Here is a 26,725-nt window from a genome sequence, read left to right on the forward strand (position 1 = left end):
TCCTGGAGTCGTAGACGCCCGCCCCGGGGGATCGGTGGCAGGACGAAAGGATTGATGATACTAGGGTCGCCCGGCGATCCCAAAGCGATAACCCGGCCGGGATGCTCCCAGCCGGATGGTTCTGAGTGGCCCGCAATGTCCTGCGGCTGACCCCGTCATCCTTCCCGGGTGATTTCTGGCGGCACCGGGAAACCGTTTCAAGAGGCCGCGGGCCTCGGAAGAGCCCGGCTCAGCGATGATTGCGCACGTACGCGAGCGGATTGACCACATTGCCCTTGTACCAGACCTCAAAATGCACGTGAGAACCGGTCGAGCGGCCGGTGGAGCCGGCCCTGGCGATGACATCGCCGACGTGCACGCGCTGCCCAGGGCGCACGATCAGCGCGCTGTTGTGGGCGTAACGCGTCATATAGCCGTTGCCATGATCGATTTCGATCACGTCGCCATAACCGCTGCGAATGCCCGCGTAGGTGACCATCCCTTCGGCCACCGCATGCACCGGCGTGCCCGTGGCCGCTGAGATGTCCAGACCGGTGTGATACGCGGCGTGGCCGCTGAACGGATCCGGGCGGCCGCCGAAATAGGAGGAAATGTAGCCCTCGACCGGCATGCCGGTCGGCTTGAGGTTCGATTCGATCTTCGCGTCCAGCAACAGGCTCTGCAGCGCGGAAAGCTGGGCCTGCTGGCTGTCGAAGCGGCTGGCCAGCTGGTCGATGCCCGTGTCCAGCTTCTGCGGCAGCGCGTAGGCGCTGTCGGTAGCATCCTCGACGCCGCCAACCGCGGGCTGTTCATCGAAGTTGAATTCGTTGCTGTCCAGCTTGCCCATCTGAGCGAGGCGCTCGCCAAGCGCATTGAGGCGAGTGGACTGGGCCTGCAGCTGGCCGAGCTTCGCGGCAAGCGCGTCGACATCGCGCTGGGCATCCTTGCGGACATCACCCAGCTGCCCCTTTTGTTGCGTCACCTGCTGCCGGAGCCGCGTGATCTCGGCTAACGCACGATCACGCGGACTTGCCACCGCCAGTGCCACAGTGGCACCAAGACCCGCACAGACCAGTACGGCGGCCGCGGCCATCGCAATCAGCCGATAGCGCAGGCGCCGGTCGGCCAGATTGAAGGTTTTAGGCACCCGCTTGGTGCGTGACACAAGTATGATTTGCATGTTTTTCCACGTCGAAGATGTCGGCACCCATGCAGCGCGACGTTCCCTACGCTTCCCGCCGCACCGGCTCGGGACTGAAATCCCTCACCGAATGCGGCCCCTTCGCCGCACTGGCTCGCAAGGCCAGTGAGCTGGAGGCGCTGGACCGCGCACTACGCCAGACGCTGCCGTCTCCGCTCCGCGAACAGGTTCGCTTCGCCAACCTGCACGGCGGCCGTCTTGTGTTCCTGGCTCCTACGCCGGCGCTGGCTTCGAGGCTTCGCCTCATGCAGACGCAAATCCTCGCTGCCGCGCACGCTATCGGCGTGCGCGCCGGATACCTCAGCGTGAAAGTGGCCCCCCTTCCACCGGCCACATCCGAGCCGGATCGGTCAAAACCGCTTTCGCCTGCTGCCGCGGAACATCTGAAGGCCGCGGCGGCCTCGGTAACAGACAGCGAATTGCGCCGACTGTTCCTCGAGCTGGCGTCCATCGCCGAAACTGCTGATTCCCGAAAGACCTCAAGCGACTGATCGCAACCTGCCGCCCTTGTTCAGAATAAGTCGTCCTGCTGCCGAAGAACCCCTGCCCTCGATCAGCGATGGCGGGTTTATAGCATGCCCGCACGACCCCGAAAGACGTTGACATCTTCAGTACGTGAATCGCGGCAAGACGAAGGGGCGAGGTATATCACAAAACAAACGGCCGCGTCTTTCGACGCGGCCGTTCAGTTTGTTCAGCTTGGAAGACCGCCAGACGCTCAGATCGCCTGCGCCGGATGGGCGTAGGAGATCGGCGCCGTCGCCGGATCATCCTGGTAGCTGACCTCTTCCCACGCGGTGGCATCAGCCATCAGGGTACGCAGGAGCTTGTTGTTGAGCTCATGACCTGACTTGTGCGCGTAGTAGGCGCCGATCAGGCTATGGCCCAGCAGATAAAGATCGCCGATCGCATCGAGGATCTTGTGTTTGACGAACTCGTCCTCGTAGCGGAGGCCGTCTTCGTTTAGAACCCGGTAGTCGTCCAGCACCACCGCATTGTCCATCGAACCGCCGAGCGCCAGGTTGTGCTCGCGCAGCATCTCGATGTCGCGCATGAAGCCGAAGGTGCGCGCGCGGCTCACTTCCTTCACGAAGGAGGTGGTGGAGAAGTCGATCTCCGCCTTGGACGTGCGCTTACTGATGATCGGGTGGTTGAACTCGATCGAGAAGCCGACCTTGAAGCCCTCGAAAGGCTCGAAGCTGGCCCACTTGTCACCGTCCTGCACCTTGATCGGCTTCTTGATGCGGATGAAGCGCTTGGCGACATTCTGCTCTTCGATGCCGGCCGACTGCAGCAGGAACACGAAGGGGCCGGCGCTGCCGTCCATGATCGGCACTTCCGGCGCCGACAGATCGACGTAGGCGTTGTCGATGCCCAGGCCGGCCATCGCGGACAACAGATGTTCAACGGTGGAAACGCGGACGTCGCCGTTGACAAGCGTGGTCGACAGGCGAGTGTCGCCGACGTTGTTTGGACGCGCGGCGATTTCGACCGGCGGATTGAGGTCGGTGCGGCGGAACACGATACCCGTGTTCGGCGCGGCCGGGCGGAGCGTCATGTACACCTTATCGCCGGTATGCAGACCGACGCCGGTGGCCCGGATGATGTTCTTGAGCGTACGCTGCTTGATCATTTTTTTGGTACCTGCAAGGGGCAGCAGCCAACAGGAGACGGATGCTAACACAGTCTTAACCACTGAAAAAAGCAAACCGCTCCGTACAGTCTGTTCACGCTTTCATCCTTCTTTCATCCTTGAAAGGAGGTTCATAGCGCTCCGAGACGCCGAAATACCTCAATACCGTCATACACTTAGAACGACACAACGCCCCGCGCCGGGACGGGAAGCCGGCGGCGAGGCGTCGGACCGGACCCGGGCGAAACCGCTCGAGCCAGTCATGCGTCATCCAAGACGCACAGTCTTGTCATGTTCCTTCAGGAGCAAACAGACTGGCGTCAGTCCCTTCCCTGCCTCGACAGGGAACGCACAAGCGGCGAACTTTGCAGCACCCGCGAGGCGCGTTATGTGACTGACAAGTCAATCTGACGTTTGTTCACTCCTTTTTGAACATTTTTTTCTCAATCGGCCTGGCGGCGAAGGAAGGCCGGGATGTCGAGGTAATCGAAGCTCGGGTCGGCGCTCTTGGCCGGCGCGGCTTCGCCACGGATCGAGGTACCTTCCGGCTGGGCGTAATCCACCACCTCGTTGCCGGTGCCCGTGCGCAGCACCACCGGACGCGGACGCTGGCGCATTTCGACCTGCTGAGGCGCTGCCTGACGCTGCGGCTGGCGGGCGGCGGCGGCGCGGTTGAGGCCCGTGGCCACCACCGTAACGCGCACGTCGTCCTGCATTTCCGGATCGAGCGAGGTGCCGATCACCACGGTGGCGTCTTCGCTGGCGAAGTCGTGGATCACCCGGCCGATCTCGTCGAATTCGCGCATGGTCAGGTTCGGACCGGCGGTGACGTTCACCAGGATGCCGCAGGCGCCGTTGAGGTTGACGTCTTCCAGCAGCGGGTTGTTGATGGCGGCCTCGGCGGCGGCCTGCGCACGGTCGTCGCCGCGTGCGGTGCCCGAGCCCATCATCGCCATGCCCATCTCGGACATCACGGTGCGCACGTCGGCGAAGTCGACGTTGATCAGGCCCGGGGCCGTGATCAGATCGGCGATACCCTGCACCGCACCCAGCAGCACGTCATTGGCGGCCTTGAACGCATTCAGCAGGGTGACTTCGCGACCCAGTACCGAAAGCAGCTTCTCGTTCGGCACGGTGATCAGCGAGTCCACGTGCTGGGACAGGTCTTCGATGCCCTTCATGGCGACCTGCATGCGGCGACGGCCCTCGAAGGGGAACGGCTTGGTGACCACGGCCACCGTCAGGATGCCCTTTTCCTTGGCCAGCTGCGCCACCACCGGCGCCGCTCCGGTACCGGTGCCGCCGCCCATGCCGGCGGTAATGAACACCATGTCCGCGCCTTCGAGCATTTCTTCGATGCGCTCGCGATCTTCCAGCGCGGCCTGACGGCCGACTTCCGGATTGGCGCCCGCGCCCAGGCCCTTGGTGACGTTGGCGCCCAGCTGCAGGTGCGTGCGCGAGCCACAACTCTTCATGGCCTGCGCGTCCGTGTTGGCGACGACGAATTCCACGCCGTCGACGCTGGCATTCAGCATGTGAGCCACGGCGTTGCCGCCGCCACCGCCGACGCCGATGACTTTGATGACTGCGTTCGGTGCGAGTTTTTCGACCAGTTCAAACATTTCCCGTCCTCCGTAGAGCTTTCGTTGTCGTTGTAGCCCCGGGGTGCCGCTCCTGCAGCCCCTGGGGTGGTGGGCGACATCCCGTCACCCGTGGCGGCGCCTCCTGCGCCTCCATGCCGCCGAACGCCCGGGCCACGCGGCCCGTCCGTTCAGAAGTTCTTTGCCAGCCAACCGCGCAGGCGCTCCACCAACCCGCCGACACTGCCGCCGCCGGAGCCGCCCCCGCGCATGCCGCCGGCACGCGCGCCGTGCAGCAGCAGGCCTACGCCGGTGGAATGCATCGGATTGGAGACGACTTCGCCCAGGCCGGTGACGTGCTGCGGCACGCCGATGCGCACCATCTTGTGGAAGATCTCTTCGGCCAGCTCCAGCGCGCCCTCCATGCGGGAGGCGCCGCCGGTCAGCACCACGCCTGCCGCCACCAGGCTCTCGTAGCCGGAGCGACGCAGCTCGTCCTGCACCATCTCGAAGATTTCCTCGTAGCGCGCCTGCACGCTTTGCGCGAGCGACTGGCGCGCGAGGCGGCGCGGCGGGCGATCGCCCACGCTAGGGACCTGGATGGTTTCTTCCGCATGCGCCAGCTGAGCAAGCGCGCAGGCGTACTTGATCTTGATCTCCTCCGCATGCGCCGTCGGCGTATGCACGCCATAGGCGATGTCGTTGGTCACCTGGTCGCCGCCTACTGGCAGCGACTTGGTGTAGCGAATCGAGCCCTGCGTATAGATGGCAATATCGGTGGTACCCGCGCCGATGTCGACCAGGCACACGCCCAGCTCGCGCTCGTCGTCGGTCAGCACCGACTTGGCGCTGGCCACGGACGACGGCACCAGTTCGTCCACGGTCAGGCCGCAGCGCTGGATGCACTTGCTGATGTTCTGTACCGCCGCCGCAGCGCCGGTCACAAGATGCACGCTCGCCTCGAGGCGCACACCGCTCATGCCCACCGGCGAACGGATGCCGTCCTGCCCGTCGATGCGGTACTCCTGCGATTCCTTGTAGAGAACCTTGCGGTCGGCGGGAATCGCCACCGCGCTGGCGGCCTCCAGCACCTGGTCCAGGTCGCCCGGTGTCACCTCGCGATCGCGGATCGCCGCCGTACCGTGCGAGTTCTTGGTTTCGAGATGGCTGCCGGAGATCGAGGCATAGACCGAGCGAATATCGCAGCCGGCCATCAGCTCGGCTTCTTCGACCGCACGCTGGATCGAGTGCACGGTCGATTCGATGTCCACCACCGAGCCGCGCTTGAGGCCGCGCGACACGTGGGTACCGATGCCGATCACTTCGATCGGCTCGCCCGGCTCGTACTCGCCCACGATGGCGACCACCTTGGAGGTGCCGATGTCGAGGCCGACGACGAGTTGCTTGTCGTTACGGGTTTTCATGTGCGGGGCGTGCCTTTGGTAGTGACGGCGGCCGGTGCTTGCGCTTGCGGCCATCGCACGGCGAATCCGTTGGTGTAGCGAAGATCGGCATAGGCGAAGCCTTCCGGGCGGTTCGCCATGATCTGGGGGTAGACATCGAGGAAACGGCGCAGGCGACGGCCCGCCTGATCGCGATCGCCGATCACGATCTGCGCGCCGCTGGACGTGATGAGGCTCCAACTGCCGCGATCGGACAGCGAAACGCCCGCGATTTTCAGATGCGCGCTGCCGAACGCCTTCTGTGTTTCGGCATAGAAGCTCACCACTTCGGCAAGGCGTGCATCCGGTCCATGCAAGCTGGGCAGGCCGTCCAGGCCTTCGGCACCCGGCGCGTCGAAGACCAGACCCTGGCGACTGATGAGCTGCTTGTCGTTCCAGCGCGCGAAGGGCTGGCGCTCGTAAATGCGCAGGATCAAGGTGTCCGGCCAGCGCTTGCGCGCTTCGACCGACTCCACCCACGGCAGCGCGGCGACAGCCTTCTGTACGCTGTCCAGGTCCAGTGCGAAGAAGCCTTTGCCCAGTCGCGGCAGCACGGCGGCGCGGATGTCGTCCGCGTTCACGTGCTTGAACTCGGCCTGCACCGTCAGCTGGGTCACCGGCCAACGATTGGCCGCGAACCATCCGCGCAGCACGCCGACGATCGGCAGCGCCACGAGCGCGATGGCCAGACACCAGGCAACGAGGCGGATGGCTCCCCTCACGCGCCCTCCCGGAAGCTCGTTTCGAGCACGCGCCAGCACAGCGTCTCGTAGTCGATGCCGACCACTTTCGCGGCCTTGGGCACGAGCGAATGCGAGGTCATGCCAGGAGCCGTGTTGACCTCCAGCAGCCAGTTGCGCCCCTGCTTGTCGCGCATGACGTCTACGCGACCCCAGCCACCGCAAGCCAGCGCGTCGAAGGCCTGCAACGCCAGCGCCTGCATCTCGCGCTCGGCATCGCCGCTCAGGCCCGGGCAGATGTACTGCGTGTCCTCGGCGATGTACTTGGCGTTGTAGTCGTAGTACTCGCCCTTGGGCACGATCTTGATCGTGGGCAGCACCTCGCGGCCCAGGATGCCCACCGTGAACTCGCCGCCTTCGCGGACGTCGCCTTCGATCAGCGTCTCCATCAGCAGGTCGCCGGGATAGCGCCTTGCCAGCTCGACCGCCGCGTCCAGGTCCTTCTCGTCGAATACCCGGGTGACGCCGACGCTGGAGCCTTCCCAGGCCGGCTTGATCACCAGCGGGAAGCCGATCTCGCGTGCGGCAGCGTGCACGTCGGCACCGGGCGACAGCGCCTTGAAACGCGGCGTGGGCAGGCCCAGCGCCTGCCACACCAGCTTGGCGCGAATCTTGTCCAGCGATAGCGCCGAACCGAGTACGCCCGAGCCGGTGAATGGAATGCGCAGCGACTGCAGCGCGCCCTGCAGTTCACCGTTCTCGCCACCGCCACCGTGCAGGATGTTGAACACGCGCGCGAAGTGACCTGCGCGCACGGCGTCCAGCAGCGCCGGGATGCCGTCGATGGCTTCGGCGTCTACGCCCCGCGCCTGCAGCGCGGCCAGCACGCCGCGACCTGAGTTGAGCGACACCTCGCGCTCGGCCGAGCTGCCGCCCATCACCACGGCGACGCGACCAAACTGTGCGGGATCCGTGATCTTCTTCGTCACTTGTTCGTCCTCAGGTTGCCGGCCAGAGCCAGCTCCACCGCCGCCGCGCCGATATCGCCGGCACCCAGCAGCAGCAACAGATCGCCATCGCGCAGCAGCGCCGGCAGGGTTTCCTTAAGCTCGCGCGGGTGTTTGACCAGCACCGGATCGACCTTGCCTCGCGCACGCACGGCCCGCGCCAGCGCGTGACCGTCCGCGCCGGCGATGGGCGCCTCGCCTGCCGGATACACCTCGGTCAACACCAGTACGTCGGCCTCGGCCAGCACATTGGCGAAGTCGTCCAGCAGATCGCGCGTGCGGCTGTAGCGGTGCGGCTGGAAGGCCACCACCAGTCGGCGCTCAGGCCAGCCGCCGCGCGCCGCGGCAAAGACGGCGGCAAGCTCACGCGGATGATGGCCGTAGTCGTCAACCAGCAGCGCCGCGCCATGATCGAGCGCAATCTCGCCGCGTCGATGGAAGCGCCGGCCGACGCCCTCGAACTGCTGCAGCGCACGCGCAATGGATTCGGCTTCCACGCCCAGCTGCCAGCCGATGCTCGCCGCGGCCAGCGCGTTGAGCACGTTGTGGCGGCCCGGCAGATTGAGCTTGACGTGCAGTGCATCGTTGCGGCCTGGCAGCCACAGATCGAAGTGCATTTCGAAGCCGTGCTGCGACAGATTGCTCGCGCGCACGTCCGCGTCCTTGGCGTCGATGCCGTAAGTCATCACGCGGCGCGTGGTGCTCCTGGCCAGCGCAGCCACTTCCGGATCGTCCACGCACAGCACGGCCAATCCGTAGAACGGCAGCCGATGCAGGAAGTCGGCGAAAGCCTTCTTCACCAGCGCGAAATCGCCCTGGTAGTTCTCCAGGTGATCGGCATCGATGTTGGTGATCGCGGCCACCACCGGCGACAACATCAGGAAGGAGCCGTCCGACTCGTCCGCTTCGGCCACGATGTACTGGCCGGTGCCCAGACGCGCGTTCGCGCCCGCGGCGTTGAGCTGGCCGCCGATCACGAAAGTCGGATCGTAGTTGGCTTCGGCAAGCACACTGGCCGTGAGGCTGGTCGTCGTAGTCTTGCCATGCGTGCCGGCGATGGCGATGCCGCGACGGAAACGCATCAGCTCGCCAAGCATCTCCGCGCGCGGCACCACTGGAATGCGCGCCGCACGAGCTGCGACCAGCTCCGGGTTGTCCTGGCGGATCGCACTGGAGGTCACCACGACGTCCGCATCGCCGACATGTTCAGCGGCATGACCGATATGCACCACGATGCCCAGCTGCGCCAGACGTTGCGACGTCGGCGAGCTGGCGCGGTCCGAGCCGGATACCGCGTAGCCGAGGTTGTGCAGCACTTCGGCGATGCCACTCATGCCCACACCGCCGATGCCGATGAAATGCACGCGGCGGAAAGTGGTCATCAGGTCTTCATGGGCCAGCAGGCGGCGCGGCGTCATGCGCTCACCTCCATGCAGGCGCGGGCGATCGTCGCGGCTGCGTCGGGCTTGGCCAGGGTGCGCGCGGCCTCCGCCATGGCGAGGATCTTCGCGCGATCGTTCAACAGCGCGTCCAGGCGCTGCGAGAATTGCTGTAGGTCCAAATCACGTTCCTGTACGACTTCGGCCGCACCCGCGGCCACCATAGCCTCGGCGTTGCGGGTCTGGTGGTCATCCACCGCATGGGGAAAAGGCACGAGCACCGCGCCGAGCCCGGCCGCGGTGAGTTCGGCCACGGTCAGGGCGCCGGCACGGCATACCGCCATGTCGGCCCAGGCATAGGCACCGGCCATGTCTTCGATGAAGGGCACGATCTGCGCCTCCACATTGGCCTTGGCATAGGCCTCGCGCGCTTCGTCCAAGCCGCGACTGCCGCATTGATGCAGGATGTCTGGACGGCGCTCGAGCGGGAGCTGCGCCAGTGCCTGAGGCAAGGCGAGATTGAGCGCGCGCGCGCCGAGACTGCCGCCCAGCACCAGGAGGCGCCGACGACCCGCGCGGTTGGCCATGCGCGCGCTCGGCGCAGGCAAGGCGGCGATGGCCTCGCGCACGGGATTACCCACCCATTCGGCATCCGGCAGCACATCGCTGAAACCGGCCATCACGCGACGCGCGTGCGCCGCCAGCTTGCGGTTGGTGAAACCCGCCACGCGGTTCTGCTCGTGCACCAGTAGCGGCTTGCGCAGCAACCACGCAGCGATGCCGCCAGGTCCCGCCACGTAACCGCCCATCGACAGCACGCTGCGCGGCTTGACCTGGACGAGCACGCGCAGTGCGGCGAACAGCGCGCGCGCCAGCATCAGCGGCGCCAGCAGGCGCGTCTTGATGCCCTTGCCGCGCAGGCCGCCGACCGGGATGGTCTTCAGTGGCACGCCATGTGCCGGCACCACCTTGGTCTCCATGCCACCGAACGCCCCCAGCCACACCACCGGCACGCCCTGCATGCGCAGCGTTTCGGCCACGGCCAGGCCGGGGAAGATGTGTCCGCCGGTGCCACCGGCCATGATCAGGACGGGAGCCTGCATCGCGCTCATGCGCTCACCGCCTCGCGCTCGCGCGCACCTGCCGTGGCCACCGCCGTATTGGCGTCCGTGACCGCCATCGCCGGCATGCGCGTCGCCATCTGGCGCGCGTCGATCGCGCGATTGATTTCATAGGTCGCGCGCAACAGCACGCCGGCCATCGCGCAGGTCAGCACCATGGACGAACCGCCGTAGCTGATCAGCGGCAGGGTCAGGCCCTTGGTCGGCAACGCACCGAGATTCACGCCGATCGACACCATCGTCTGCAGGCCGATCATCAGCGAAATGCCGAAGGCGACGTAGCCGGCGAAGCGCTGCCCAAGCTCCACGCCCTTCAGGCCCAGATACAGCCCGCGTCCCACCGCCAGCGCGAACAGGCTCATCACGACCAGGATGCCGGCCAGCCCCAGCTCCTCGGAAATCACCGCGAAGATGAAGTCCGTATGCGCTTCCGGCAGGTAAGAAAGCTTCAGCACGCTGGAACCGAGACCGACGCCAGTCCACTCGCCGCGGCCGATCGCCATCAGCGACTGGGTCAACTGGAAGCCGTCGTTGAATGGGTCCTTCCACGGATCCATGAACGAGGTCAGGCGCTTCATGCGGTAGCTTTCGCTGGTCGCCGCGATCGCCAGCAGCGGCATCAGCGGCAGGCCCATACCGAACAGGAAGATCGGCCGCGCGCCACCGAGCCACACCATCGCGATGGTCACCGCGATGACCAGCGTCGCCGAGCCGAAGTCCGGCTGCGCCAACAGCAGCAGCACGATGATGCCCGCCACCAGGATCGGCTTCAGCAGGCCGAGGAAGCGCGTCTCCACGCTCTCGCGGTGCCGCACGAGGTAACTGGCGATGTACACCACCAGGATCAGCTTCACCGCCTCCACCGGCTGGAAGCTCGTGACAATCAGATTGAGCCAGCGCCGTGCGCCGTTGAGGCGCATGCCGAAGAACGGCAGAAAGACCGCCAGCAGCAGGATGAAGGCCAGCATCATCAGCAGGAAGGCGTTCTTCTCCAGCACCTTCAGTTCGGTGCGCATCGCCACGCCGGCCAACACCAGGCCCAGCCCAAGGAACAGCAGGTGCTTCTTGAGGAAATAGAACGCACCCAGATGCTGGCTGTCCGCGACGGCGATCGAACTGGAGGTGATCATCACCAGCCCCACGCAGGCCAGACCGACGAGTGCGACCAGCAGCGGCAGATCGAAGCTGCCCCGCGGTCCCTGTCGCCGTTTCGCCTGGGTGGTATCGAACAGCATCAGCGCACCTTCAACGTGGCGAGGCCGATCAGCACCAGCACGACGCTGATGATCCAGAAGCGCACGATCACGCGCGGCTCAGGCCATCCCTTCAGTTCGAAGTGATGGTGGATGGGCGCCATGCGGAAGATGCGCTTGCCGGTGAGCTTGAAGCTCGCCACCTGCAGCATCACCGACACGGTCTCCATCACGAACACGCCGCCCATGATCAGCAGCACGATTTCCTGGCGCACGATCACGGCGATCGCCGCCAGCGCCGCGCCGATCGCCAGCGCACCGACGTCGCCCATGAACACCTGGGCGGGATAGGTGTTGAACCACAGGAAACCCAGCCCCGCGCCGGACAGCGCGCCGCAGAAGATCGCCAGCTCGCCCGCGCCGGGAATGGAAGGAATGCCCAGGTACTCCGAGAACACCCGGTTGCCCGCCAGGTAGGCGAACACGCCGAGCGCTCCCGATACGAGCACGGTGGGCATGATCGCCAGCCCGTCCAGGCCGTCGGTGAGGTTCACCGCGTTGGAGAAGCCCACGATCATGAAGTAGGTGAGCACCACGAAGAACAGCCCCAGCGGCAACGCGACCTGCTTGAACAGCGGCACGAACAGCGCGGTCTCGGCCACTTCCTTCGCACAGACCGGCGCGGCGGCGAGCGGCTCCGTCGTCACATGACTGGCCAGCGGGGATGCGGTGGTTTCGACACGCTGGACCACGGCCGCGATCGGCTTGGCGCACGGCGGCGGCGCGGTGGGAGCGGTGAAGTAGAGGAACAGCGCTGCGATCAGGCCGAACACCGACTGCCAGAAATACTTCCAGCGCGAAGCAAGACCGCGACTGTCCTTCAGCACCAGCTTCTTGTAGTCGTCATAAAAACCGATCACGCCGAAGCTCAGCAGCACGACCAGCACCACCCAAACGTAGCGGTTGTGCAGATCCGCCCACAGCAGCGTGGCGATCGTCACCGCCAGCAGGATCATCACGCCGCCCATGGTCGGCGTGCCGGCCTTGGACAGATGGGTCTGCGGGCCGTCCTTGCGCACCACCTGCCCTGCCTTGAGGTCGGCGAGCTTGCGGATCAGCGCGGGACCGAACAACAGCGACATGGCCAGCGCGGTGAGCGCCGCCATGATGGTGCGGAAAGTGATGTACTGGAACAGATGCAGCGCCGTGAAGTGGCGAGCCATCCAGTCTGCGAGTTCAAGCAGCATCGGATGCGCCCTCCTCCGGCTTATCGTTGCGTAGCGCGGCGACCACCTGTTCCATGCCCGCCGAACGCGAGCCCTTGACCAGGCAGGTGACGCCACCGTGTAGGTGATGCTTGAGAGACGCGGCCAGCGCGGCCTTGTCCGGGTGGTGCTCGCCGTTCGCGCCGAACGCCGCGACCGTGGCGGCGCTCAGCGGCCCCACGGCGAACAAGCGATCGATACCTGCCTGCTTCGCCCGCTCGCCGATGCCGGCGTGCAGCGCCTTGGCATTCGGACCCAGTTCGGCCATGTCGCCCAGCACCAGCCAGCGCTCGCCGGCGGCCAGCGCCAGCGTGTCGATGGCCGCACTGACCGAGCCGGGATTGGCGTTGTAGCTGTCGTCGATCAACGTCCAGCCACCGGGCATCCGCTCCAGCTTCAGCCGTCCGGCAACACCAGGCACTTGCTCCAGGCCTGCGACGATGGTGTCGAGCGGAACGTCCAGCGCCAGCGCGATGGAGGCAGCCGCGAGCGCATTGGCGATGTTGTGGCGACCAGCCAGGGGCAGGTCCACTTCCGCGTCACCGACTGGCGTGCTCAGTACGAAGCGGGATCCATCCACACGCTGCTCGACGATGTCGGCGCCCACGTCCGCCTTGTGATCCAGCGCGAAGCGCAGCTGGCGCCGGCCGGCTGCAAGGCCGGCGAAGAAGCTGGCGAAGCTGTCGTCCGCGTTGATGATCGCCACGCCGTCCGCCGGCAGCGCCTGATACAGCGCGCCCTTCGTCTCGGCGACGCCTTCCACGCTGCCCATCCGCTCCAGGTGAGCCGGGGCAATGGTGTTGACCAGACCGATGTCCGGTCGCGCGATCGCGGCCAGGTAGGCGATGTCGCCCGGCTTACCCGCACCCATTTCCAGCACGGCGTACTCGGCATCCTGCGGCATCGCCAGCAGGGTCAGCGGCAGGCCCAGCTCGTTGTTGTAGTTGCCCGCATTGACGTGCGTGCGGCCGTGGCGCGACAGAATCGATGCCGCCAGCGTCTTCACGGTGGTCTTGCCATTGGAGCCGGTGATGCCGACGACGCGCACATTGCTTTGCGCGCGCACTGCACTTGCCAGATCGCCGAGGGCCAACTGCGTATCGTTCACCACCACTTGGGCGATAGGCGCATCCACCTTGCGTTCGACCAGCGCCGCCACCGCGCCGCTAGCAGCGGCCTGGGCGAGAAAGTCGTGACCATCGACGCGCTCGCCTTTGATCGCGACGAACAGATCGCCCTCGCGCAACTTGCGCGTATCGATGGCCACGCCGGTCACATCGACATCGGCACCGTGCAGGCGACCGCGGGTCCACAGCGCGATAGCGGACAAGCGCATCATGCGCGCACCTCCAGCGCGGCCCGGGCCACGGCCAGATCGTCGAACGGACGCTTGCCGTGCGCGCCCTCCTGATAGGTCTCATGACCCTTGCCGGCGATCAGCACCACATCGCCGGTTCGAGCCATGCGCAGCGCCTGCGCGATAGCCTCGGCGCGATCGCGCTGCACAAGGGCGTCGGCCGGCCGCGACAAGCCGGCAACGATCTGCGCGACGATGGCATCGCCATCTTCGCCGCGCGGATTGTCGTCGGTGATGATCGCCACATCGGCCAGGCGTTCGGCGATCGCGCCCATCAACGGCCGCTTGCCCGCATCGCGTTCACCGCCGCAGCCGAATACGCAGATCAGCCGGCCTTCGCAGTGTGCGCGCACCGCATGCAGGGATTGCTCGAGCGCGTCGGGCGTATGCGCATAGTCCACTACGACCAGCGGCTGGCCATGATGGCCACCGAGCCGGCTCATGCGTCCGTTCACCGGATGCAGCGCACAGACCGCATCGACGATGCGGTCGAAGGACTCGCCCAGTGCTCCCAGGCAGGCTACGACCGCCAGCAGGTTGTCGACATTGAAACGGCCGATCAGATGCGTTTGCAGCGGACGCGAACCCCAGGGCGTATGGAGGTCGAAGCGCAACCCCTCCGCAGAGGTAACAATGTTCGCCGCGCGGATATCCGAGGCCAGGTCACCGGCGGCGCTCACGCGCAGCTTGCGTACGCGATCGGGGGTGCGAGCCAGCAGCTCGCGCCCGAAAGCATCGTCCACATTGATGACCGCATGCGTCAGCGTGGGCCACGCGAACAGCTTGGCCTTGGCCGCGCCGTAGGCCTCCATGCTGCCGTGATAGTCGAGATGGTCGCGGGTGAGATTGGTGAACACCGCCGTGCCGAACGCCACTGCGCTCACGCGACCCTGCTCCAGCGCATGCGAGGACACTTCCATGGCGACGTGCGTAGCGCCCCGCGAACGGAACGAGGCCAGCAGCTCCTGCACATGGATGGCGTCCGGCGTAGTGCGCTCGCCTTCCTCTACGTGGCCGTGCAGGCCGGCGCCAAGGGTGCCGATCGTGGCCGAACGGTGGCCCAGATGATGCAGCGCCTGAGCGATCAGCTGCACCGTCGACGTCTTGCCATTGGTCCCGGTGACACCCACCACGTGCAGCGCTTCCGACGGACGCCCGTAGAAGCGCGATGCGACCTCGCCGACCAGGGCATGCAGCCGATCGACCCATACCACTGGCACGCCAAGCGTCGGCACCGGGCCCGCCGGCGCTTCGGCGAGCACCACGCGCGCACCACGCTCGACCGCGCCCGCGGCGAACTCGATGCCATGGCCACGGGTGCCGCGCAGCGCGAAGAAGGCATCGCCCTCGCGCACCCGGCGCGAATCGAGCGACAGCCCAGAAACGACGATATCGCCGGCATCAGCGGCGTCGGCGATTCCTTCCAGCAGTTGCTGCAGGCGCTGGCTCATGGTGTCGCTCCCTCGACTGGCGCATCCTCCACCACCGGCGCATCTGGTGGCTTGCTTCCGACCAATCCATTGTTGCCTTGCACGGGACCGCCGACGTACCAGCGGCCGATGTTGTCCGGCGGAACATCCAGCAGGCGCAGAGCGCCGTCCATCACCTTGGCAAATACCGGCGCGGAGACCAGGCCACCGTAGTAGCTGCCCTTCTTCGGATCATCGATCACCACCACCGCCGCCAGGCGCGGATTGGTGGCTGGCACGATGCCGGCGAAGGCCGCGCTGTAGTTGTTCTTGGCGTAGCCGCCGGCCTGGGCTTTGTGCGCCGTACCGGTCTTGCCCGCCACGGCGTAGTTGGCGATCCACGCATACGGCGCGGCGGTACCGCCCGGCTGAGTGGTGGACTCGAGCATTTTCACCAGCTGGCTGGCGATCTCCGGCGCAATGATTTGCCTGGTCTCGCCAGCCGCTCCCTTTACGAACGAGGGCTCATGCATCAAGCCGGCGTCGCCGATGGTCGCGTAGGCATTGGCCAGTTGCAGCGCGGTGACGTTCAAGCCGTAGCCGTAGGCCATGATCGCCTTTTCCAGTGGGCGCCAGTCGCGGCCAACCTTGAGGTAGCCTGACGCTTCGCCTGGAAAGCCGCTGTTGGTGCTGCTGCCGAAGCCGAACGCACGATAGGTGTCGTAGAGCAGGCCGGTATCCAGCGTCATCGCGATCTTGGCGGCACCGATATTGCTGGACTTCTGGATCACGCCGGTAGGCGACAGCGGGCCATAGGCATGCGTGTCGCGAATGTCATGGGTCATGTAATAGAAATGGCCGTTGCCTGTGTCGACCAGCGGGCCGTTCGGCGTGTATTTGCCGCTGGACAGGGCCGCGGCCATGACGACGGGCTTGATGGTCGAGCCAGGCTCCACCACGTCGGTCATCGAACGGTTGCGCCGCTGGGACGGCGTGCTGCTGCGCAGGGCGTTAGGGTTATAGGTGGGCAAGTTGACCATCGCCAGCACCTCGCCCGTCGGGATGTCGATGATCACCATCGAGCCCGAATCGGCCTGCGACTGCTCCAGCGTGTTCTTCAACTCGTTATAGGCGAGGAACTGGATACGGCGGTCGATGCTCAGCGTGAGGTTGCGGCCCGGCTGCGGCGCGCGCACCTGTTCCACGTCTTCCACGACATGGCCCATGCGATCGCGGATCACGCGCTTGGCGCCGGGCTTGCCGGCCAGCCAGTCATCGAAGGCCAGCTCCAGTCCTTCCTGGCCGTGGTCGTCGATGTTGGTGAAGCCGAGAATGTGCGAGGTGACCTCGCCCGACGGGTAATAACGACGGTACTCGCGCTGTCCGTTGACGCCGGGGATGCCCAGATCGAGCACGGTCTGCGCCGCATCCGGACGCATCTGGCGGCGCAGGTACACGAATTCGCGCTCGGAGCGCTGCATCAGATACTGCTTGAGTTCGCCCGCATCCATGCCGATCGCCCTGGCCAGCTGCGGGATGCGGTCTTCGCTCTCCAGCACTTCGGAGGGATTGGCCCAGATCGACATCACCGGCGTGGACACCGCCAGCGGCTCGCCGTTGCGATCGAAGATCGTGCCGCGCGACACCGCGATCGGCACTTCGCGCAGGAAGCGCGCATCGCCCTGGCTCTGATAGAACTCCTTGCGCACCACCTGCAGGTCGAACGCACGCGCCACCAGGCCCAGCGATGCCAGCGAAAGCACCGCCACCACGGCCACCATGCGGCGGCGGGGGCTGGGACCGTGATTTCGGCGGCGGGCGGTGGGCTGCGTCGGAAAGCGGGGACGCATGTTCATCGGCGCACCAGCTGGATGTCTTGCGGCTTGGGATTGACCATGCCGAGCTTCTGGCGCGCCTCGCTGTCCACGCGGCGCGGCTCGGCCCAGGTGGCCTGCTCCAACTCCAGCTTGCCGTATTCGATATTCAGCTCGTCGCGCTGGTTCTGCAGGCGACTGAGCTCGACGAACAGCACGCGACTCTCATGGCGCGTCCATACCACACCCACGGCGCTGACCAGCACGCCGCCGAGCAGGAGCAGGAGGAAGATCGCGCCGAGGATCTTCATGCGAGTTTCTCCGCCACGCGCAGCACCGCGGAACGGGCGCGCGGGTTGGCGTCCAGCTCGGCCTCGGACGGGAACTGGGCTTTACCCACTGCCGCCAGCCGCGCCGGCGCAGCAGCCACCGGCGGACCGCGCCGACTGCCTTGCACGCGGCCGGAGTGATCGCGGATGAATAGCTTCACCACGCGGTCTTCCAGCGAATGGAAACTGATGATCGACAGCCGGCCTCCCACGTTCAGGCGCTCCAGCGCCGATTCGAGACCGTGCTTGAGGGAGTCCAGCTCACCATTCACCTGGATGCGCAGCGCCTGGAAGCTGCGCGTGGCCGGATGCTTGCCCGGCTCGCGGCGACCGATCACACGCTCGATCAACGCGGCCAGCTCGCCAGTGCGGGTGAGCGGCTGCTCGGCGCGGCGCTCGACGATGGCACGGGCGATCTTGCGGCTGAAGCGCTCCTCGCCGTAAGTCCACAGCACGTCGGCGATCTCGCGCTCGTCGGCGCGAGCGAGGAAGTCCGCCGCGCTTTCGCCCTGGGTGGGATCCATGCGCATGTCCAGTGGGGCATCGGCCATGAAGCTGAAGCCGCGCGCGGCTTCGTCCAGCTGCGGCGAGGAGACCCCCAGATCCAGCAGTACGCCGTCGAGACCGGCGGCGGTCTCGTCCCACTCGCCCAACGTGGAGAAATTGGCATGGCGGATAGCGACGCGCGGGTCGCCGGCGAATTCGGCCTGAGCGGTGGCGATGGCGGTCGGATCGCGGTCCATCAGCAGGAGATGGCCATCCGGACCCAGGCGCGACAGCACGGCGCGCGCGTGGCCGCCGCGTCCGAAGGTGCCATCGAGATAACGCCCGCCAGCCCGCACGGCGAGACCCTCCACTGCTTCACCCAGCATCACCGGGATGTGCCGCAATTGCTGCTCGGCCATGCCGCACTCCCGCTCCCGTCCCGTTTACCGCTCTTCTTCTCTGCTTCTCCGCGCTGCCGGCAAAGCCGTTTACAGGCGCAAATCGGCCATTTCGTCAGTGATGTCGTCTTCGCCGATGGTCTGGCGGATCTTTGCCAAGTGGGCTTGTTCGCTCCAAAGCTCGAACTTGTTGCCCATGCCCAGCAGCACCGCCTTCTTCTCGATACCCGCCGCCGCGCGCTGGCTTGCCGGCAGCAGGACGCGCGCAGCGGAATCCGGCTCGACGATCGCCGCGGCGCCCACCAGCTTCATCTGCATGTCGCGATGGGCCGCCTTGACCTTGGGCAACGCGTTGACTTGGTCGCGCACCTGCTCCCATTCGGCGTACGGGAACAGCCACAGGCAGCCCGGCTCGAAGGGGTTGTAGGTGATCACCAGACGATTGCCGCACTCACCCGCCACCTGCTCCCGATACGCAGTCGGGATGGCCAGGCGGCCTTTGTCGTCGACAGTGATGGCGGTTTCGCCCTGGAACACGACCGGAAGACTCCACGAATTCCCACGATTTCACACGGGAACCCACGATAGTCTCGCCCCCTGAGACTGTCAAGGGATTTTTGCTTGTGAATCAATGAGAAAGGCGGAGGTGTGGCAGTAATTCCAGCCTTTTCTCAGGAAATACCCCGAGGTATTTGAATGGCCGGGATTTTTTGAAAAAGTTGCGAACCCCTTCGCAGTCTTTTCGCCCGCACAGGAGGGTGCCCGCATGAACCACTGTTCATGCGACGAATCCTTTCGATGAATTCCCGCCATTCCCACCGTTCCGGCAGCAGGGGAGCCGCCGGAACGGAAGGCACGGAAAGGGAGAAAAGGTGGAGTCGGCCTGTAAGCCGGGTTCTGTACGCCTTGCGGCGTGACAGTCATTCCTCTCGGCCTGGCGTCGCCGCCAGGCTCCAGCAACCTACCCGGGAACAACGCGGGCCGCGTTATCGTTCCCCTATTTGGTCTTGCTCCGGGTGGGGTTTGCCGTGCCACGCGGCGTTGGCCCCGCGCGCGGTGCGCTCTTACCGCACCGTTTCACCCTTACCACGCGCATCCGAAGATGCCGTTCGGCGGTTTGCTCTCTGTTGCACTTTCCGTCGGCTCGCGCCGCCCAGGCGTTACCTGGCACCCTGCCCTGTGGAGCCCGGACTTTCCTCGAAGCGCTCGTGCGCATCGCGACTGTCCGGCCGACTCCGCCGTCTATTGTAGCCGGATAGCAACGGCAAACGGCAGCAGAGCAGCCTCAGTCGCCGCCCTCATAGAGAGCGCGGCGCGGCGCTCTGGTAATGCTGGCGGCGAGCTTGGCGGCTTTCGTGGGAGGCAGCTCCTCACGCAGGATGGCGAAGATGCGCCGCCCCTCCGCGACCCGATCGTCCGTCTGCTCATCGCGGCCATGGACCAGGATCACGCATTCGCCGCGCTGCTGGTCCGGATCTGCGGCCACCCGCGCAGCCAGGCCGCCGAGCGGCTCGCCCAGAACGGTCTCGAACAGCTTGGTGAGTTCGCGAGCCAATACCGCTTCGCGCGCCTCGCCGAACACATCGCGCATATCGGCCAGGCTCTCGGCTACGCGATGCGAGGACTCATAAAAGATAAGCGTGCGCTCATCCCCCGCCAGGGCCTGCAGGCGTGCCCGCCGCGCCGCCGCCTTTGGCGGGAGGAAACCCTCGAACACGAAACGGTCGCTGGGCATGCCGGATACCGACAGGGCAGCAATGGCAGCGCACGCCCCCGGCACCGGCGCACAACGGATGCCCGCGGCACGCGCGGCACGCACGAGACGGAAGCCCGGATCGCTGATAAGGGGCGTTCCCGCATCCGAGATGAGCGCTACCGATTCCCCCTGCTCCAGGCGTCGCACGAGCGCATCCACCGCTTCGCGCTCGTTGTGTTCGTGCAACGCGGTGAGCGGCGTAGCGACGTTGTAATGCATCAGCAGCGGGCGGCTGTGCCGCGTGTCTTCGCAAGCAATCACGGCGACCGCGCGCAGAATCTCGATGGCTCGGGCGGAAATGTCGTCGCGGTGACCGATCGGTGTGGCGACCACCCACAGGCAGCCGGGCTGAACATGAGACATTGACGGCATTCCTCGGGAACAGGGCGACGATACGATCGGCTATGATCGCCCAACTGCTTACCGTGTCGACAGATCCAAGGACGTCCCCATGCGCCTGATTCGCGCCACAGGCCTCGGCCTGATGATCTCGCTGGCGCTCAGCGGCTGTGTTCCGCCGAGCGCGACCCGAACGCCCGCCGAAATCTCCGCCGAACAGGACGCCGCCGCCATGGCGCGCGACGGCCGCTTCGATCAAGCCGCCCATGCCTATCTCACGCTCGCCCAGAGTTCGAGCGGCAACGCCGATCATTACCGTCTGCTGGCGGCAGAGGCCTTCCGGCAGGAAGGACGACTGGATCAGGCCGCCCCGTTCCTCCCAACCATCAAGCGCCAACGCCTGACCGACGACGAACCGGTGCGCCTGGACCTGCTGCAGGCCGAGCTTGCCCTCAAGCAAAACGACGCGCCGCGCGCGCTGCATCTCGTCACGCAGCCGGGCGTCGCCGTGCCTGCGAATCTGCAACTGCGCCTGCTGGAGCTGCGCGCCAAGGCGATGGACGCCACCGGCGATACCTGGGGCGCGGCACGCAGCCGCGGCGAGATGGACGACAAGCTCAGTGGTCTGGATCAGACGCAGAACCGCAAGCAGCTTCTGTCCCAACTGACCAAGCTCGGGGTCGAACCCCTGAAGCAGCGCGCCGCCGCCATGCAGCAGGGCGATCGCATGCTGCCCTGGGTGAACGAAGCGCTCAGCCAGCTCGGCGTAGCGGTCGCGCGTCCGCAGCCCACGCTGGAGCAGCAGGTCGGCACCATGATTCCCGGGCAGGACGCCAACGTGCGCGAGGGCTACAAGATGCCCGAGCGCATCGCGCTGCTGTTGCCGGCAAGCGGCAATTTCGCCGCGGCGGGCACGGCCATCCGCGAAGGCTTCTTCGCCGCTTATGCCGATGCCGCACGCAATCATGCGCCGCGGCCGCCGGTGAAGGTTTACGACAGCGGCGGCACACCCTCCGGCGCGGTCAAGGCCTATCAGCAAGCGGTCAGCGATGGGGCCAAGCTGGTGATCGGCCCACTCACGCGCGGCGAGGTCTCCGCTCTGTTCGGCCAGGCCCAGCTGCCGGTGCAGTTGCTCGCGCTCAATCATCCCGACGACAAGAGCCTGCCCGCGAACGGCGTCGCCGAATTCGGCCTGCTGCCCGAGACGGAAGGCGCACAGGCCGCCGATCATCTGGTCGAGCGCGGCCTGCATACCGCCTACGTCATCGTCACCGGCGAGGACTATGGCCAGCGTGCCGCCAACGCCTTCAAGGCGGAACTGGAGGCGCGCGGCGGCAAGGTCGCCGCGATGGCCACGCTCAATGGCAATAGCGTCAACTACGCCTCCCTGATCGGCGGACTCCATGCCGCCGACGCCGGCGAGGACGCAGGCGTGTTCATCAGCATGCGCCCCCAGCAGGCACGCCTTCTGCTGCCACAGCTCAAATTGGCACGGGTCAATCTGCCGGTGTTCGCCACCTCGCATGTCTATGCCGGAGTGGACGATGCCGGCGCGAACCATGACCTGGACGGCGTGGAGTTCTGCGATGCGCCCTGGCTGTTCGACGCCCAGCCGGGCCTGCCGGATCATGGCGAGATCGCGGGTCAATTGCCCGCAGCGCGCGGCACGTCCGCGCGCCTGTTTGCCTTCGGCATGGATGCATGGAATCTCGCACCCTATGTCGATTGGCTGCGCGAGCACGCCGGCAGCTATCTGCCGGGCGCCAGTGGCCAGCTGACGGCCGACCAGTTCGGCCGCGTTCGCCGCGTATTGGTCTGGGCCAGATTCCAGGATGGCCTGGCACGGCCACTCAATGGCAGCTTGCAAATGGACAGCGCACCGGCCCAGACGCCACCCGCTCCTGCCGAGCCGCCCACCCAGAGCTGATGCGCGCGGCCGGAGCAGTTTTCGAACAGCGCGCCTGCGAGGCCCTGCAACAAGCAGGGCTCGTCCTGCTGGCGCGCAACTTCACCACCCGGCATGGCGAGTTGGACCTGGTGATGCGCCAAGGTGACACCGTCGTGTTCGTCGAAGTACGCCATCGCCTGCGCGCCAGTCATGGCGACGCAGCCGCGTCCGTCACCGCTTCCAAGCAGGCGAAGCTGATCAGTGCCGCACAGATGTGGCTGGCCGGGCATCCGCAGCACAGCCATCGCCCCTGCCGATTCGACGTGGTCTGTTATGACGGGCCGGCCGACCGTGCACGTATGTCCTGGTGGCGCAACGCCTTCGAAGCCGATTAGGACCAGCCTGAATCTCGCAGCGCAACATATTGCGCCCCTTGCAATTTAGACGTCTAAAAAACTGTCGTATGGCAGATTTGCGTCGTTGTTTCAAACGCGAAGCAAAGGTTGTACCCACACAGAATGTTGGCAATTTAGGCGCACTGCGTCACAATCTGCCGCACGGGGTCTGGCTCCCCGTATTTCAAGTGCGGTTTACTGAGAAGTACGAGTGCACGTCACTCAGCGGCACTTCAAAACGCCCGCAAAGCAAGGTTTAGGGACGGGTCGCAAGAAGCCAGACTAGACAGGGAGTCTGAATGGAATCGATGCATATCATCTCGCGGGCCTCCATACCGCCCGCCATCGCTGCGGCGCAACAGGGGCATCCCGGCGGTCACTCCGCCCTCCTTCGCTCCAGGCCCCTTCGGGCGCCTGCGCCAAGCCGCGCCCCAACGCTTCTGCTCTGACCTCCACGCCACCGGCCCGTGCCGGTGGAATCGGCGTGTCCGTCATCCGTAAGCCCGCGATCCGCGCGCTGGATAGGCCCCCGCACGATATCGGCTGTTTTCCATACAACTTGTGGGTACGACGTGAAAAAGGATTTCTTCAAACGGGCCCTGATGGGCACTTCGATGATCGCCATGCTGGCGTTGGCGGGGTGTGGCACGCCGGCGGCAAAGGATTTCGGGGGGCGCTGGAAGCCAGCCAATCGTTTCCAGGATGCGCCAACAGAAATTCCGCTGGCCAAGACCTATACGTATTACGCCTCGCCCATGGACGGCACGCTCAAGACCATGCTGACGCGCTGGGCTAAGGACTCCGGTATGCAGCTCTCCTATGACCTGCCGGCCGATTACACGCTGTACAAGCCCGTCAGCCAGATTCACACGACTGACCTGCAGTCGGCCGCCTCCGAGCTGAGTTCGATCTATGGCACCCAGGGCGTCTCCGTATCAGCAGACAACCGCCGCATCGTGGTACAGGCGGTCGGCCAGGCGCCCGCTGACTCCGCTGCGCAGTCGTCCACGACAAGCGCGAGTCCTGCCGCGCCCGCCAGCGCGAAGTAACCGGACATCACAGGGGAACCGAGCCGTGCAGATTTTCATGGATCTACGAACATGCTGAAGCGGACTTCCAGCAAGAAGATCGACGAGGCCGTCAGCAAATCGGTCAACTTCGAGATAACCGTGGCCGATCTCGCCCGCAAGAGCGAGCGGCGCGCGTGGTGGGTGGCGTTCGGCGCGATCGTGATGTCGCTGATCCTCGCTGGCGGCTATTTCTACATGCTTCCGCTGAAGGAGAAGGTGCCTTATATCGTCATGGCTGATGCCTACACTGGCACCAGTACCGTGGCGCGCCTGACCGAAGACTTCACCCAGCGCCGCATCACCACCAGCGAAGCGATCAATCGCAGCAATGTCGCTCATTTCGTTATGGCGCGCGAGTCGTTCGATGTGGCCATGATGAACTTGGGCGACTGGACCACGGTACTGACCATGTCTTCGCCGGATGTCGCGGCCGCTTATCGCGCGCTGCATTCGGAAGTTAATCCCAACAGCCCGTACAAGACGTATGGCCGCCTCCGCGCGGTCCGCGTGAAGCTCCTGAGTATCGTGCTTATCGGAGGGGGACCGAACCAGACGCCGACCGGCGCCACGGTCCGTTTTCAGCGCAGTGTCTATGACAAGCAGACCGGGATGACCCGTCCGCTGGACAGCAAGATCGCCACGATGCAGTTCACCTATAAGCCGAATCTGAAGATGGACGAGCAGTACCGCATCGAGAATCCGCTCGGCTTCCAGGTCACCGCCTATCGAGTTGATAACGATTACGCCACGGCTCCGCCGGACGAGGTGGAGGCACCCGCCGCCGCTGAACCCCAGCCGGCCCCGGCCGCTCCCGCCGAACAGCCGGAAGTCGCGCCTGCCGCAGCGGCACCGGGCACCGCCCAGCCGCAGACCGCCGATGAAGCCTTGCAGCCGGCCTCCGCGCGCGTGCCGCGCCCGCCGGTTTCCGAGCTCGAGCAACCCAGGACCACGGCACCGGCCGCGCCGGCGCCTCGTAATACCGCCAATGGAGTGGGCCGTCGATGAACCCAACGAAGAAACTAGCGCTGGCCTGCATGGTGTGCCTCGCGGCCGCCGGCATGACGCGTCCCGCCAGCGCGCAGGTCGTGCAGCAGTATGAGTACCAGCCCGACCGCATCTACCAGGTGCGCACCGGCCTGGGCATCACCACGCAGATCGAGCTCAGTCCCAACGAAAAGATCCTGGACTACAGCACCGGCTTCAGCAGTGGCTGGGACCTTACACGTCGCGAGAACGTCTTCTACCTGAAGCCGAAAAACGTCGACGTGGACACCAACATGATGATCCGCACGGCGACACACTCCTACATCTTCGAACTGAAGGTAGTGGCCACCGATTGGAAGGCGCTGGACCAGGCCAAGCGCGCAGGCGTGCAGTACAAGATCACCTTTACCTACCCGTCCGACGCAAGCTTCAACCAGGAAGCCGAGAAGGCGAGCGACACCCCCGAACTGAACACGACCCTGGTCAAGGGGCGCGTCTACAACTTCGACTATGACTACGCGGCGCGCAGCAGAACGGCGCCCTGGCTGGTCCCGGTCAATGTGTACGATGACGGCCAGTTCACCTATATCAAGATGAGCGACATGAAGCAGTTTCCGACCGGCAACTTTCCGGCGGTCTTCATGCGCGAGCGCGAACATGGCGAGGAAGCGACGGTGAACACCACCGTGGAGGGGAACACCATCATCGTCCATGGGACGTACCCCTATCTGGTCATCCGCCATGGCGACAACGTCGTGGGCCTGCGAAGGAACGCTAAAAAGTGAGCACGAACAATCCTTATCAGCCTGGTGACGACCAGGAACGCGGGAACGTCCCGAATCAGGAAAACCATGCCGGCGGCGCCGATCCGCTAGCTAGTAATCCTTATTCCGCGCAGCACCGCGAAGCACCGGCACCCGACCTGGATGCCGGCGCACCGCAGCTGCAGTCCAACGACATCAAGCGGATGAATCGGCGCGCGCTTGGCTTCCTCGCCGGCATCGTCGTGCTGGTGCTCGTGGTGGCGATGTGGATGCTGAAGGGCGTGGGCTCGCGCAACGAAGCCGCTCCCAAGCCGCGAGACGAAACCGTCAGCATTCCAGATGCGCCCAGGGCGATCGCGCCGCCAACGCCCAAGCTGCCCGACCCGATCCAGGTCACCCAGGCAGCGCCGCCGCTGCCGCCACCGCTGCCGCCGCCGACATCCATGCAGGCCGATGTGCCACGCGGCCCCACACTGATGGAACGTCGCATGATGACCGGCGACGCCGCTGCTCAGGCGGTGGCTCCGGGCGCGGGCGGCCAGCCGGGTGCTGCCGGCGTCCCGTACAACCCGTTTGCCGCCATGCAACCTCAGCAGCCCCAGGCGCCGCGCCCATACGGTTCCGAGGGCGTGCCCGACGTACCCACCACGGCCCAGCGCGTGAATAATCCCGACACGCTGCTGCTGCGCGGCACCTTCATCCGCTGTGTGCTGCAGACTCGCATCGTCACCGACGTCGCCGGCTTCACCTCCTGCGCGGTGACCGAACCGGTGTACTCGTTCAACGGAAAGCGTCTGCTGCTGCCCAAAGGCTCGAAGATGCTGGGCAAGTACGAAGGCGAGCCCAATGGCGACCGCGTCGCGGTGATCTGGGATCGCATCGTCACACCGACTGGCATCGACGTGAACATGGCCAGCCCTGGCGTGGACAACCTGGGCGGCGCCGGCCACCCGGGTTACTACAACGCGCACTGGGGCAGCCGCATCGGCGCCGCGCTGCTGATCAGCCTGCTAAGCGACGCGTTCAAGTACGAGGCCGCCGAGCACGGCCCGCGGCAGACCACCATCAGTAATGGTGTGGTCACGCAAACGCCATTCGAGAGCAACACCGCCCAGACGCTGCAAAACCTGGCCAACCAGGCGGTGCAGCGCGCCGCCAATCGGCCAGCCACCATCACCATCAACCAGGGCACCATCGTGAGCATCTACGTCGCCAGGGACGTGGACTTCAGCGGTGTGATCGCCCGTTTCTGATCG

Annotated in this window: 24 protein-coding genes and 1 other RNA gene; 7 read left to right on the plus strand and 18 right to left on the minus strand. The window is 65.7% G+C overall.

The window, feature by feature from the left end; genetic code table 11:
• Positions 1 to 229 precede the first annotated feature (229 nt).
• On the minus strand, positions 230 to 1,159 hold the full coding sequence (locus ACNR9O_RS16995) for a M23 family metallopeptidase (RefSeq protein WP_473700808.1): 930 nt from the start codon (positions 1,157 to 1,159) through the stop codon (positions 230 to 232).
• Between the two features lie 29 nt (positions 1,160 to 1,188).
• On the opposite strand from ACNR9O_RS16995, the gene ACNR9O_RS17000 reads away from it, so the two are divergent.
• On the plus strand, positions 1,189 to 1,671 hold the full coding sequence (locus ACNR9O_RS17000; protein ID WP_473686677.1) for a DciA family protein: 483 nt from the start codon (positions 1,189 to 1,191) through the stop codon (positions 1,669 to 1,671).
• 227 nt (positions 1,672 to 1,898) lie between these two features.
• On the opposite strand, the gene lpxC is transcribed toward ACNR9O_RS17000, so the two are convergent.
• The 17 genes from lpxC to rsmI form a co-directional block, all read right to left on the minus strand.
• Complete coding sequence (gene lpxC / locus ACNR9O_RS17005; RefSeq protein ID WP_473686675.1) at positions 1,899 to 2,813, minus strand: UDP-3-O-acyl-N-acetylglucosamine deacetylase; 915 nt, start codon at positions 2,811 to 2,813, stop codon at positions 1,899 to 1,901.
• A gap of 443 nt (positions 2,814 to 3,256) precedes the next feature.
• The gene (ftsZ, locus tag ACNR9O_RS17010; protein ID WP_473686673.1) at positions 3,257 to 4,435 is read right to left on the minus strand and encodes a cell division protein FtsZ; all 1,179 of its coding nucleotides are present in this window, start codon (positions 4,433 to 4,435) and stop codon (positions 3,257 to 3,259) included.
• Between the two features lie 149 nt (positions 4,436 to 4,584).
• Positions 4,585 to 5,817, minus strand: coding sequence for a cell division protein FtsA (ftsA, locus tag ACNR9O_RS17015; protein WP_473686671.1), 1,233 nt, complete (start codon positions 5,815 to 5,817; stop codon positions 4,585 to 4,587).
• A complete protein-coding gene (locus ACNR9O_RS17020) occupies positions 5,814 to 6,557 on the minus strand; it encodes a cell division protein FtsQ/DivIB (protein ID WP_473686669.1) in 744 nt (247 codons plus the stop codon). Before ACNR9O_RS17020 ends, ftsA begins: the two co-directional genes overlap by 4 nt.
• Positions 6,554 to 7,504, minus strand: a complete 951-nt coding sequence (locus ACNR9O_RS17025; protein WP_473686667.1) for a D-alanine--D-alanine ligase — start codon at positions 7,502 to 7,504, stop codon at positions 6,554 to 6,556. Before ACNR9O_RS17025 ends, ACNR9O_RS17020 begins: the two co-directional genes overlap by 4 nt.
• Positions 7,501 to 8,940: a UDP-N-acetylmuramate--L-alanine ligase gene (murC, locus tag ACNR9O_RS17030; protein ID WP_473686665.1), complete on the minus strand. Its 1,440-nt coding sequence runs from the start codon at positions 8,938 to 8,940 to the stop codon at positions 7,501 to 7,503. Before murC ends, ACNR9O_RS17025 begins: the two co-directional genes overlap by 4 nt.
• Positions 8,937 to 10,013: an undecaprenyldiphospho-muramoylpentapeptide beta-N-acetylglucosaminyltransferase gene (murG, locus tag ACNR9O_RS17035; RefSeq protein WP_473686663.1), complete on the minus strand. Its 1,077-nt coding sequence runs from the start codon at positions 10,011 to 10,013 to the stop codon at positions 8,937 to 8,939. Before murG ends, murC begins: the two co-directional genes overlap by 4 nt.
• The gene (ftsW, locus tag ACNR9O_RS17040) at positions 10,010 to 11,257 is read right to left on the minus strand and encodes a putative lipid II flippase FtsW (RefSeq protein WP_473686661.1); all 1,248 of its coding nucleotides are present in this window, start codon (positions 11,255 to 11,257) and stop codon (positions 10,010 to 10,012) included. The genes murG and ftsW overlap by 4 nt, the downstream gene beginning before the upstream one ends.
• The gene (gene mraY / locus ACNR9O_RS17045; RefSeq protein ID WP_473686659.1) at positions 11,257 to 12,462 is read right to left on the minus strand and encodes a phospho-N-acetylmuramoyl-pentapeptide-transferase; all 1,206 of its coding nucleotides are present in this window, start codon (positions 12,460 to 12,462) and stop codon (positions 11,257 to 11,259) included. Before mraY ends, ftsW begins: the two co-directional genes overlap by 1 nt.
• Positions 12,452 to 13,819 carry a UDP-N-acetylmuramoyl-tripeptide--D-alanyl-D-alanine ligase gene (locus tag ACNR9O_RS17050; RefSeq protein WP_473686657.1) on the minus strand — a complete coding sequence of 456 codons (1,368 nt, stop codon included), beginning with the start codon at positions 13,817 to 13,819 and terminating at the stop codon, positions 12,452 to 12,454. The genes mraY and ACNR9O_RS17050 overlap by 11 nt, the downstream gene beginning before the upstream one ends.
• Complete coding sequence (locus ACNR9O_RS17055) at positions 13,816 to 15,288, minus strand: UDP-N-acetylmuramoyl-L-alanyl-D-glutamate--2,6-diaminopimelate ligase (protein ID WP_473686655.1); 1,473 nt, start codon at positions 15,286 to 15,288, stop codon at positions 13,816 to 13,818. The genes ACNR9O_RS17050 and ACNR9O_RS17055 overlap by 4 nt, the downstream gene beginning before the upstream one ends.
• Entirely contained in the window at positions 15,285 to 17,102 is a 1,818-nt protein-coding gene (locus tag ACNR9O_RS17060) for a peptidoglycan D,D-transpeptidase FtsI family protein (protein ID WP_473686653.1), read from the minus strand. The genes ACNR9O_RS17055 and ACNR9O_RS17060 overlap by 4 nt, the downstream gene beginning before the upstream one ends.
• Positions 17,099 to 17,371, minus strand: a complete 273-nt coding sequence (ftsL, locus tag ACNR9O_RS17065) for a cell division protein FtsL (protein WP_473686651.1) — start codon at positions 17,369 to 17,371, stop codon at positions 17,099 to 17,101. Before ftsL ends, ACNR9O_RS17060 begins: the two co-directional genes overlap by 4 nt.
• On the minus strand, positions 17,368 to 18,294 hold the full coding sequence (rsmH, locus tag ACNR9O_RS17070; RefSeq protein ID WP_473686649.1) for a 16S rRNA (cytosine(1402)-N(4))-methyltransferase RsmH: 927 nt from the start codon (positions 18,292 to 18,294) through the stop codon (positions 17,368 to 17,370). Before rsmH ends, ftsL begins: the two co-directional genes overlap by 4 nt.
• Positions 18,295 to 18,363: 69 nt before the next feature.
• Positions 18,364 to 18,810, minus strand: coding sequence for a division/cell wall cluster transcriptional repressor MraZ (gene mraZ, locus ACNR9O_RS17075; RefSeq protein ID WP_473686647.1), 447 nt, complete (start codon positions 18,808 to 18,810; stop codon positions 18,364 to 18,366).
• Between the two features lie 333 nt (positions 18,811 to 19,143).
• Positions 19,144 to 19,510: RNase P RNA component class A (gene rnpB, locus ACNR9O_RS17080), an RNA gene on the minus strand.
• A 48-nt stretch (positions 19,511 to 19,558) separates the two neighbouring features.
• Positions 19,559 to 20,392 (minus strand): 16S rRNA (cytidine(1402)-2'-O)-methyltransferase, encoded by an 834-nt coding sequence (rsmI, locus tag ACNR9O_RS17085; protein ID WP_473686645.1) that lies wholly within the window; start codon positions 20,390 to 20,392, stop codon positions 19,559 to 19,561.
• A gap of 88 nt (positions 20,393 to 20,480) precedes the next feature.
• Between rsmI and ACNR9O_RS17090 the strand changes: the two genes are divergently transcribed.
• From ACNR9O_RS17090 to ACNR9O_RS17115, 6 genes are all read left to right on the plus strand, one after another.
• A complete protein-coding gene (locus ACNR9O_RS17090) occupies positions 20,481 to 22,295 on the plus strand; it encodes a penicillin-binding protein activator (protein WP_473686643.1) in 1,815 nt (604 codons plus the stop codon).
• Positions 22,295 to 22,651, plus strand: a complete 357-nt coding sequence (locus tag ACNR9O_RS17095; protein WP_473686641.1) for a YraN family protein — start codon at positions 22,295 to 22,297, stop codon at positions 22,649 to 22,651. The genes ACNR9O_RS17090 and ACNR9O_RS17095 overlap by 1 nt, the downstream gene beginning before the upstream one ends.
• 602 nt (positions 22,652 to 23,253) lie before the next feature.
• On the plus strand, positions 23,254 to 23,700 hold the full coding sequence (locus ACNR9O_RS17100) for a TcpQ domain-containing protein (protein ID WP_473700809.1): 447 nt from the start codon (positions 23,254 to 23,256) through the stop codon (positions 23,698 to 23,700).
• 51 nt (positions 23,701 to 23,751) lie between these two features.
• The gene (locus tag ACNR9O_RS17105) at positions 23,752 to 24,726 is read left to right on the plus strand and encodes a VirB8 family type IV secretion system protein (protein WP_473686637.1); all 975 of its coding nucleotides are present in this window, start codon (positions 23,752 to 23,754) and stop codon (positions 24,724 to 24,726) included.
• Complete coding sequence (locus ACNR9O_RS17110; RefSeq protein WP_473686635.1) at positions 24,723 to 25,490, plus strand: TrbG/VirB9 family P-type conjugative transfer protein; 768 nt, start codon at positions 24,723 to 24,725, stop codon at positions 25,488 to 25,490. Before ACNR9O_RS17105 ends, ACNR9O_RS17110 begins: the two co-directional genes overlap by 4 nt.
• Entirely contained in the window at positions 25,487 to 26,722 is a 1,236-nt protein-coding gene (locus ACNR9O_RS17115) for a TrbI/VirB10 family protein (RefSeq protein WP_473686632.1), read from the plus strand. Before ACNR9O_RS17110 ends, ACNR9O_RS17115 begins: the two co-directional genes overlap by 4 nt.
• Positions 26,723 to 26,725: the final 3 nt, after the last annotated feature.

The sequence above is a fragment of the Dyella sp. CR10 genome (genome assembly GCF_055814425.1).

Bases quoted from the DNA above. Each gene is read 5' to 3' on its own strand.
- ACNR9O_RS16995 (WP_473700808.1), bottom strand. From the start codon at position 1,159: ATGCAAATCATACTTGTGTCACGCACCAAGCGGGTGCCTAAAACCTTC.
- ACNR9O_RS17000 (WP_473686677.1), top strand. From the start codon at position 1,189: ATGCAGCGCGACGTTCCCTACGCTTCCCGCCGCACCGGCTCGGGACTG.
- lpxC (WP_473686675.1), bottom strand. From the start codon at position 2,813: ATGATCAAGCAGCGTACGCTCAAGAACATCATCCGGGCCACCGGCGTC.
- ftsZ (WP_473686673.1), bottom strand. From the start codon at position 4,435: ATGTTTGAACTGGTCGAAAAACTCGCACCGAACGCAGTCATCAAAGTC.
- ftsA (WP_473686671.1), bottom strand. From the start codon at position 5,817: ATGAAAACCCGTAACGACAAGCAACTCGTCGTCGGCCTCGACATCGGC.
- murC (WP_473686665.1), bottom strand. From the start codon at position 8,940: ATGACGCCGCGCCGCCTGCTGGCCCATGAAGACCTGATGACCACTTTC.
- murG (WP_473686663.1), bottom strand. From the start codon at position 10,013: ATGAGCGCGATGCAGGCTCCCGTCCTGATCATGGCCGGTGGCACCGGC.
- ftsW (WP_473686661.1), bottom strand. From the start codon at position 11,257: ATGCTGTTCGATACCACCCAGGCGAAACGGCGACAGGGACCGCGGGGC.
- mraY (WP_473686659.1), bottom strand. From the start codon at position 12,462: ATGCTGCTTGAACTCGCAGACTGGATGGCTCGCCACTTCACGGCGCTG.
- ACNR9O_RS17050 (WP_473686657.1), bottom strand. From the start codon at position 13,819: ATGATGCGCTTGTCCGCTATCGCGCTGTGGACCCGCGGTCGCCTGCAC.
- ACNR9O_RS17055 (WP_473686655.1), bottom strand. From the start codon at position 15,288: ATGAGCCAGCGCCTGCAGCAACTGCTGGAAGGAATCGCCGACGCCGCT.
- ACNR9O_RS17060 (WP_473686653.1), bottom strand. From the start codon at position 17,102: ATGAACATGCGTCCCCGCTTTCCGACGCAGCCCACCGCCCGCCGCCGA.
- ftsL (WP_473686651.1), bottom strand. From the start codon at position 17,371: ATGAAGATCCTCGGCGCGATCTTCCTCCTGCTCCTGCTCGGCGGCGTG.
- rsmH (WP_473686649.1), bottom strand. From the start codon at position 18,294: ATGGCCGAGCAGCAATTGCGGCACATCCCGGTGATGCTGGGTGAAGCA.
- rsmI (WP_473686645.1), bottom strand. From the start codon at position 20,392: ATGTCTCATGTTCAGCCCGGCTGCCTGTGGGTGGTCGCCACACCGATC.
- ACNR9O_RS17090 (WP_473686643.1), top strand. From the start codon at position 20,481: ATGCGCCTGATTCGCGCCACAGGCCTCGGCCTGATGATCTCGCTGGCG.
- ACNR9O_RS17095 (WP_473686641.1), top strand. From the start codon at position 22,295: ATGCGCGCGGCCGGAGCAGTTTTCGAACAGCGCGCCTGCGAGGCCCTG.
- ACNR9O_RS17100 (WP_473700809.1), top strand. From the start codon at position 23,254: ATGGGCACTTCGATGATCGCCATGCTGGCGTTGGCGGGGTGTGGCACG.
- ACNR9O_RS17105 (WP_473686637.1), top strand. From the start codon at position 23,752: ATGCTGAAGCGGACTTCCAGCAAGAAGATCGACGAGGCCGTCAGCAAA.
- ACNR9O_RS17110 (WP_473686635.1), top strand. From the start codon at position 24,723: ATGAACCCAACGAAGAAACTAGCGCTGGCCTGCATGGTGTGCCTCGCG.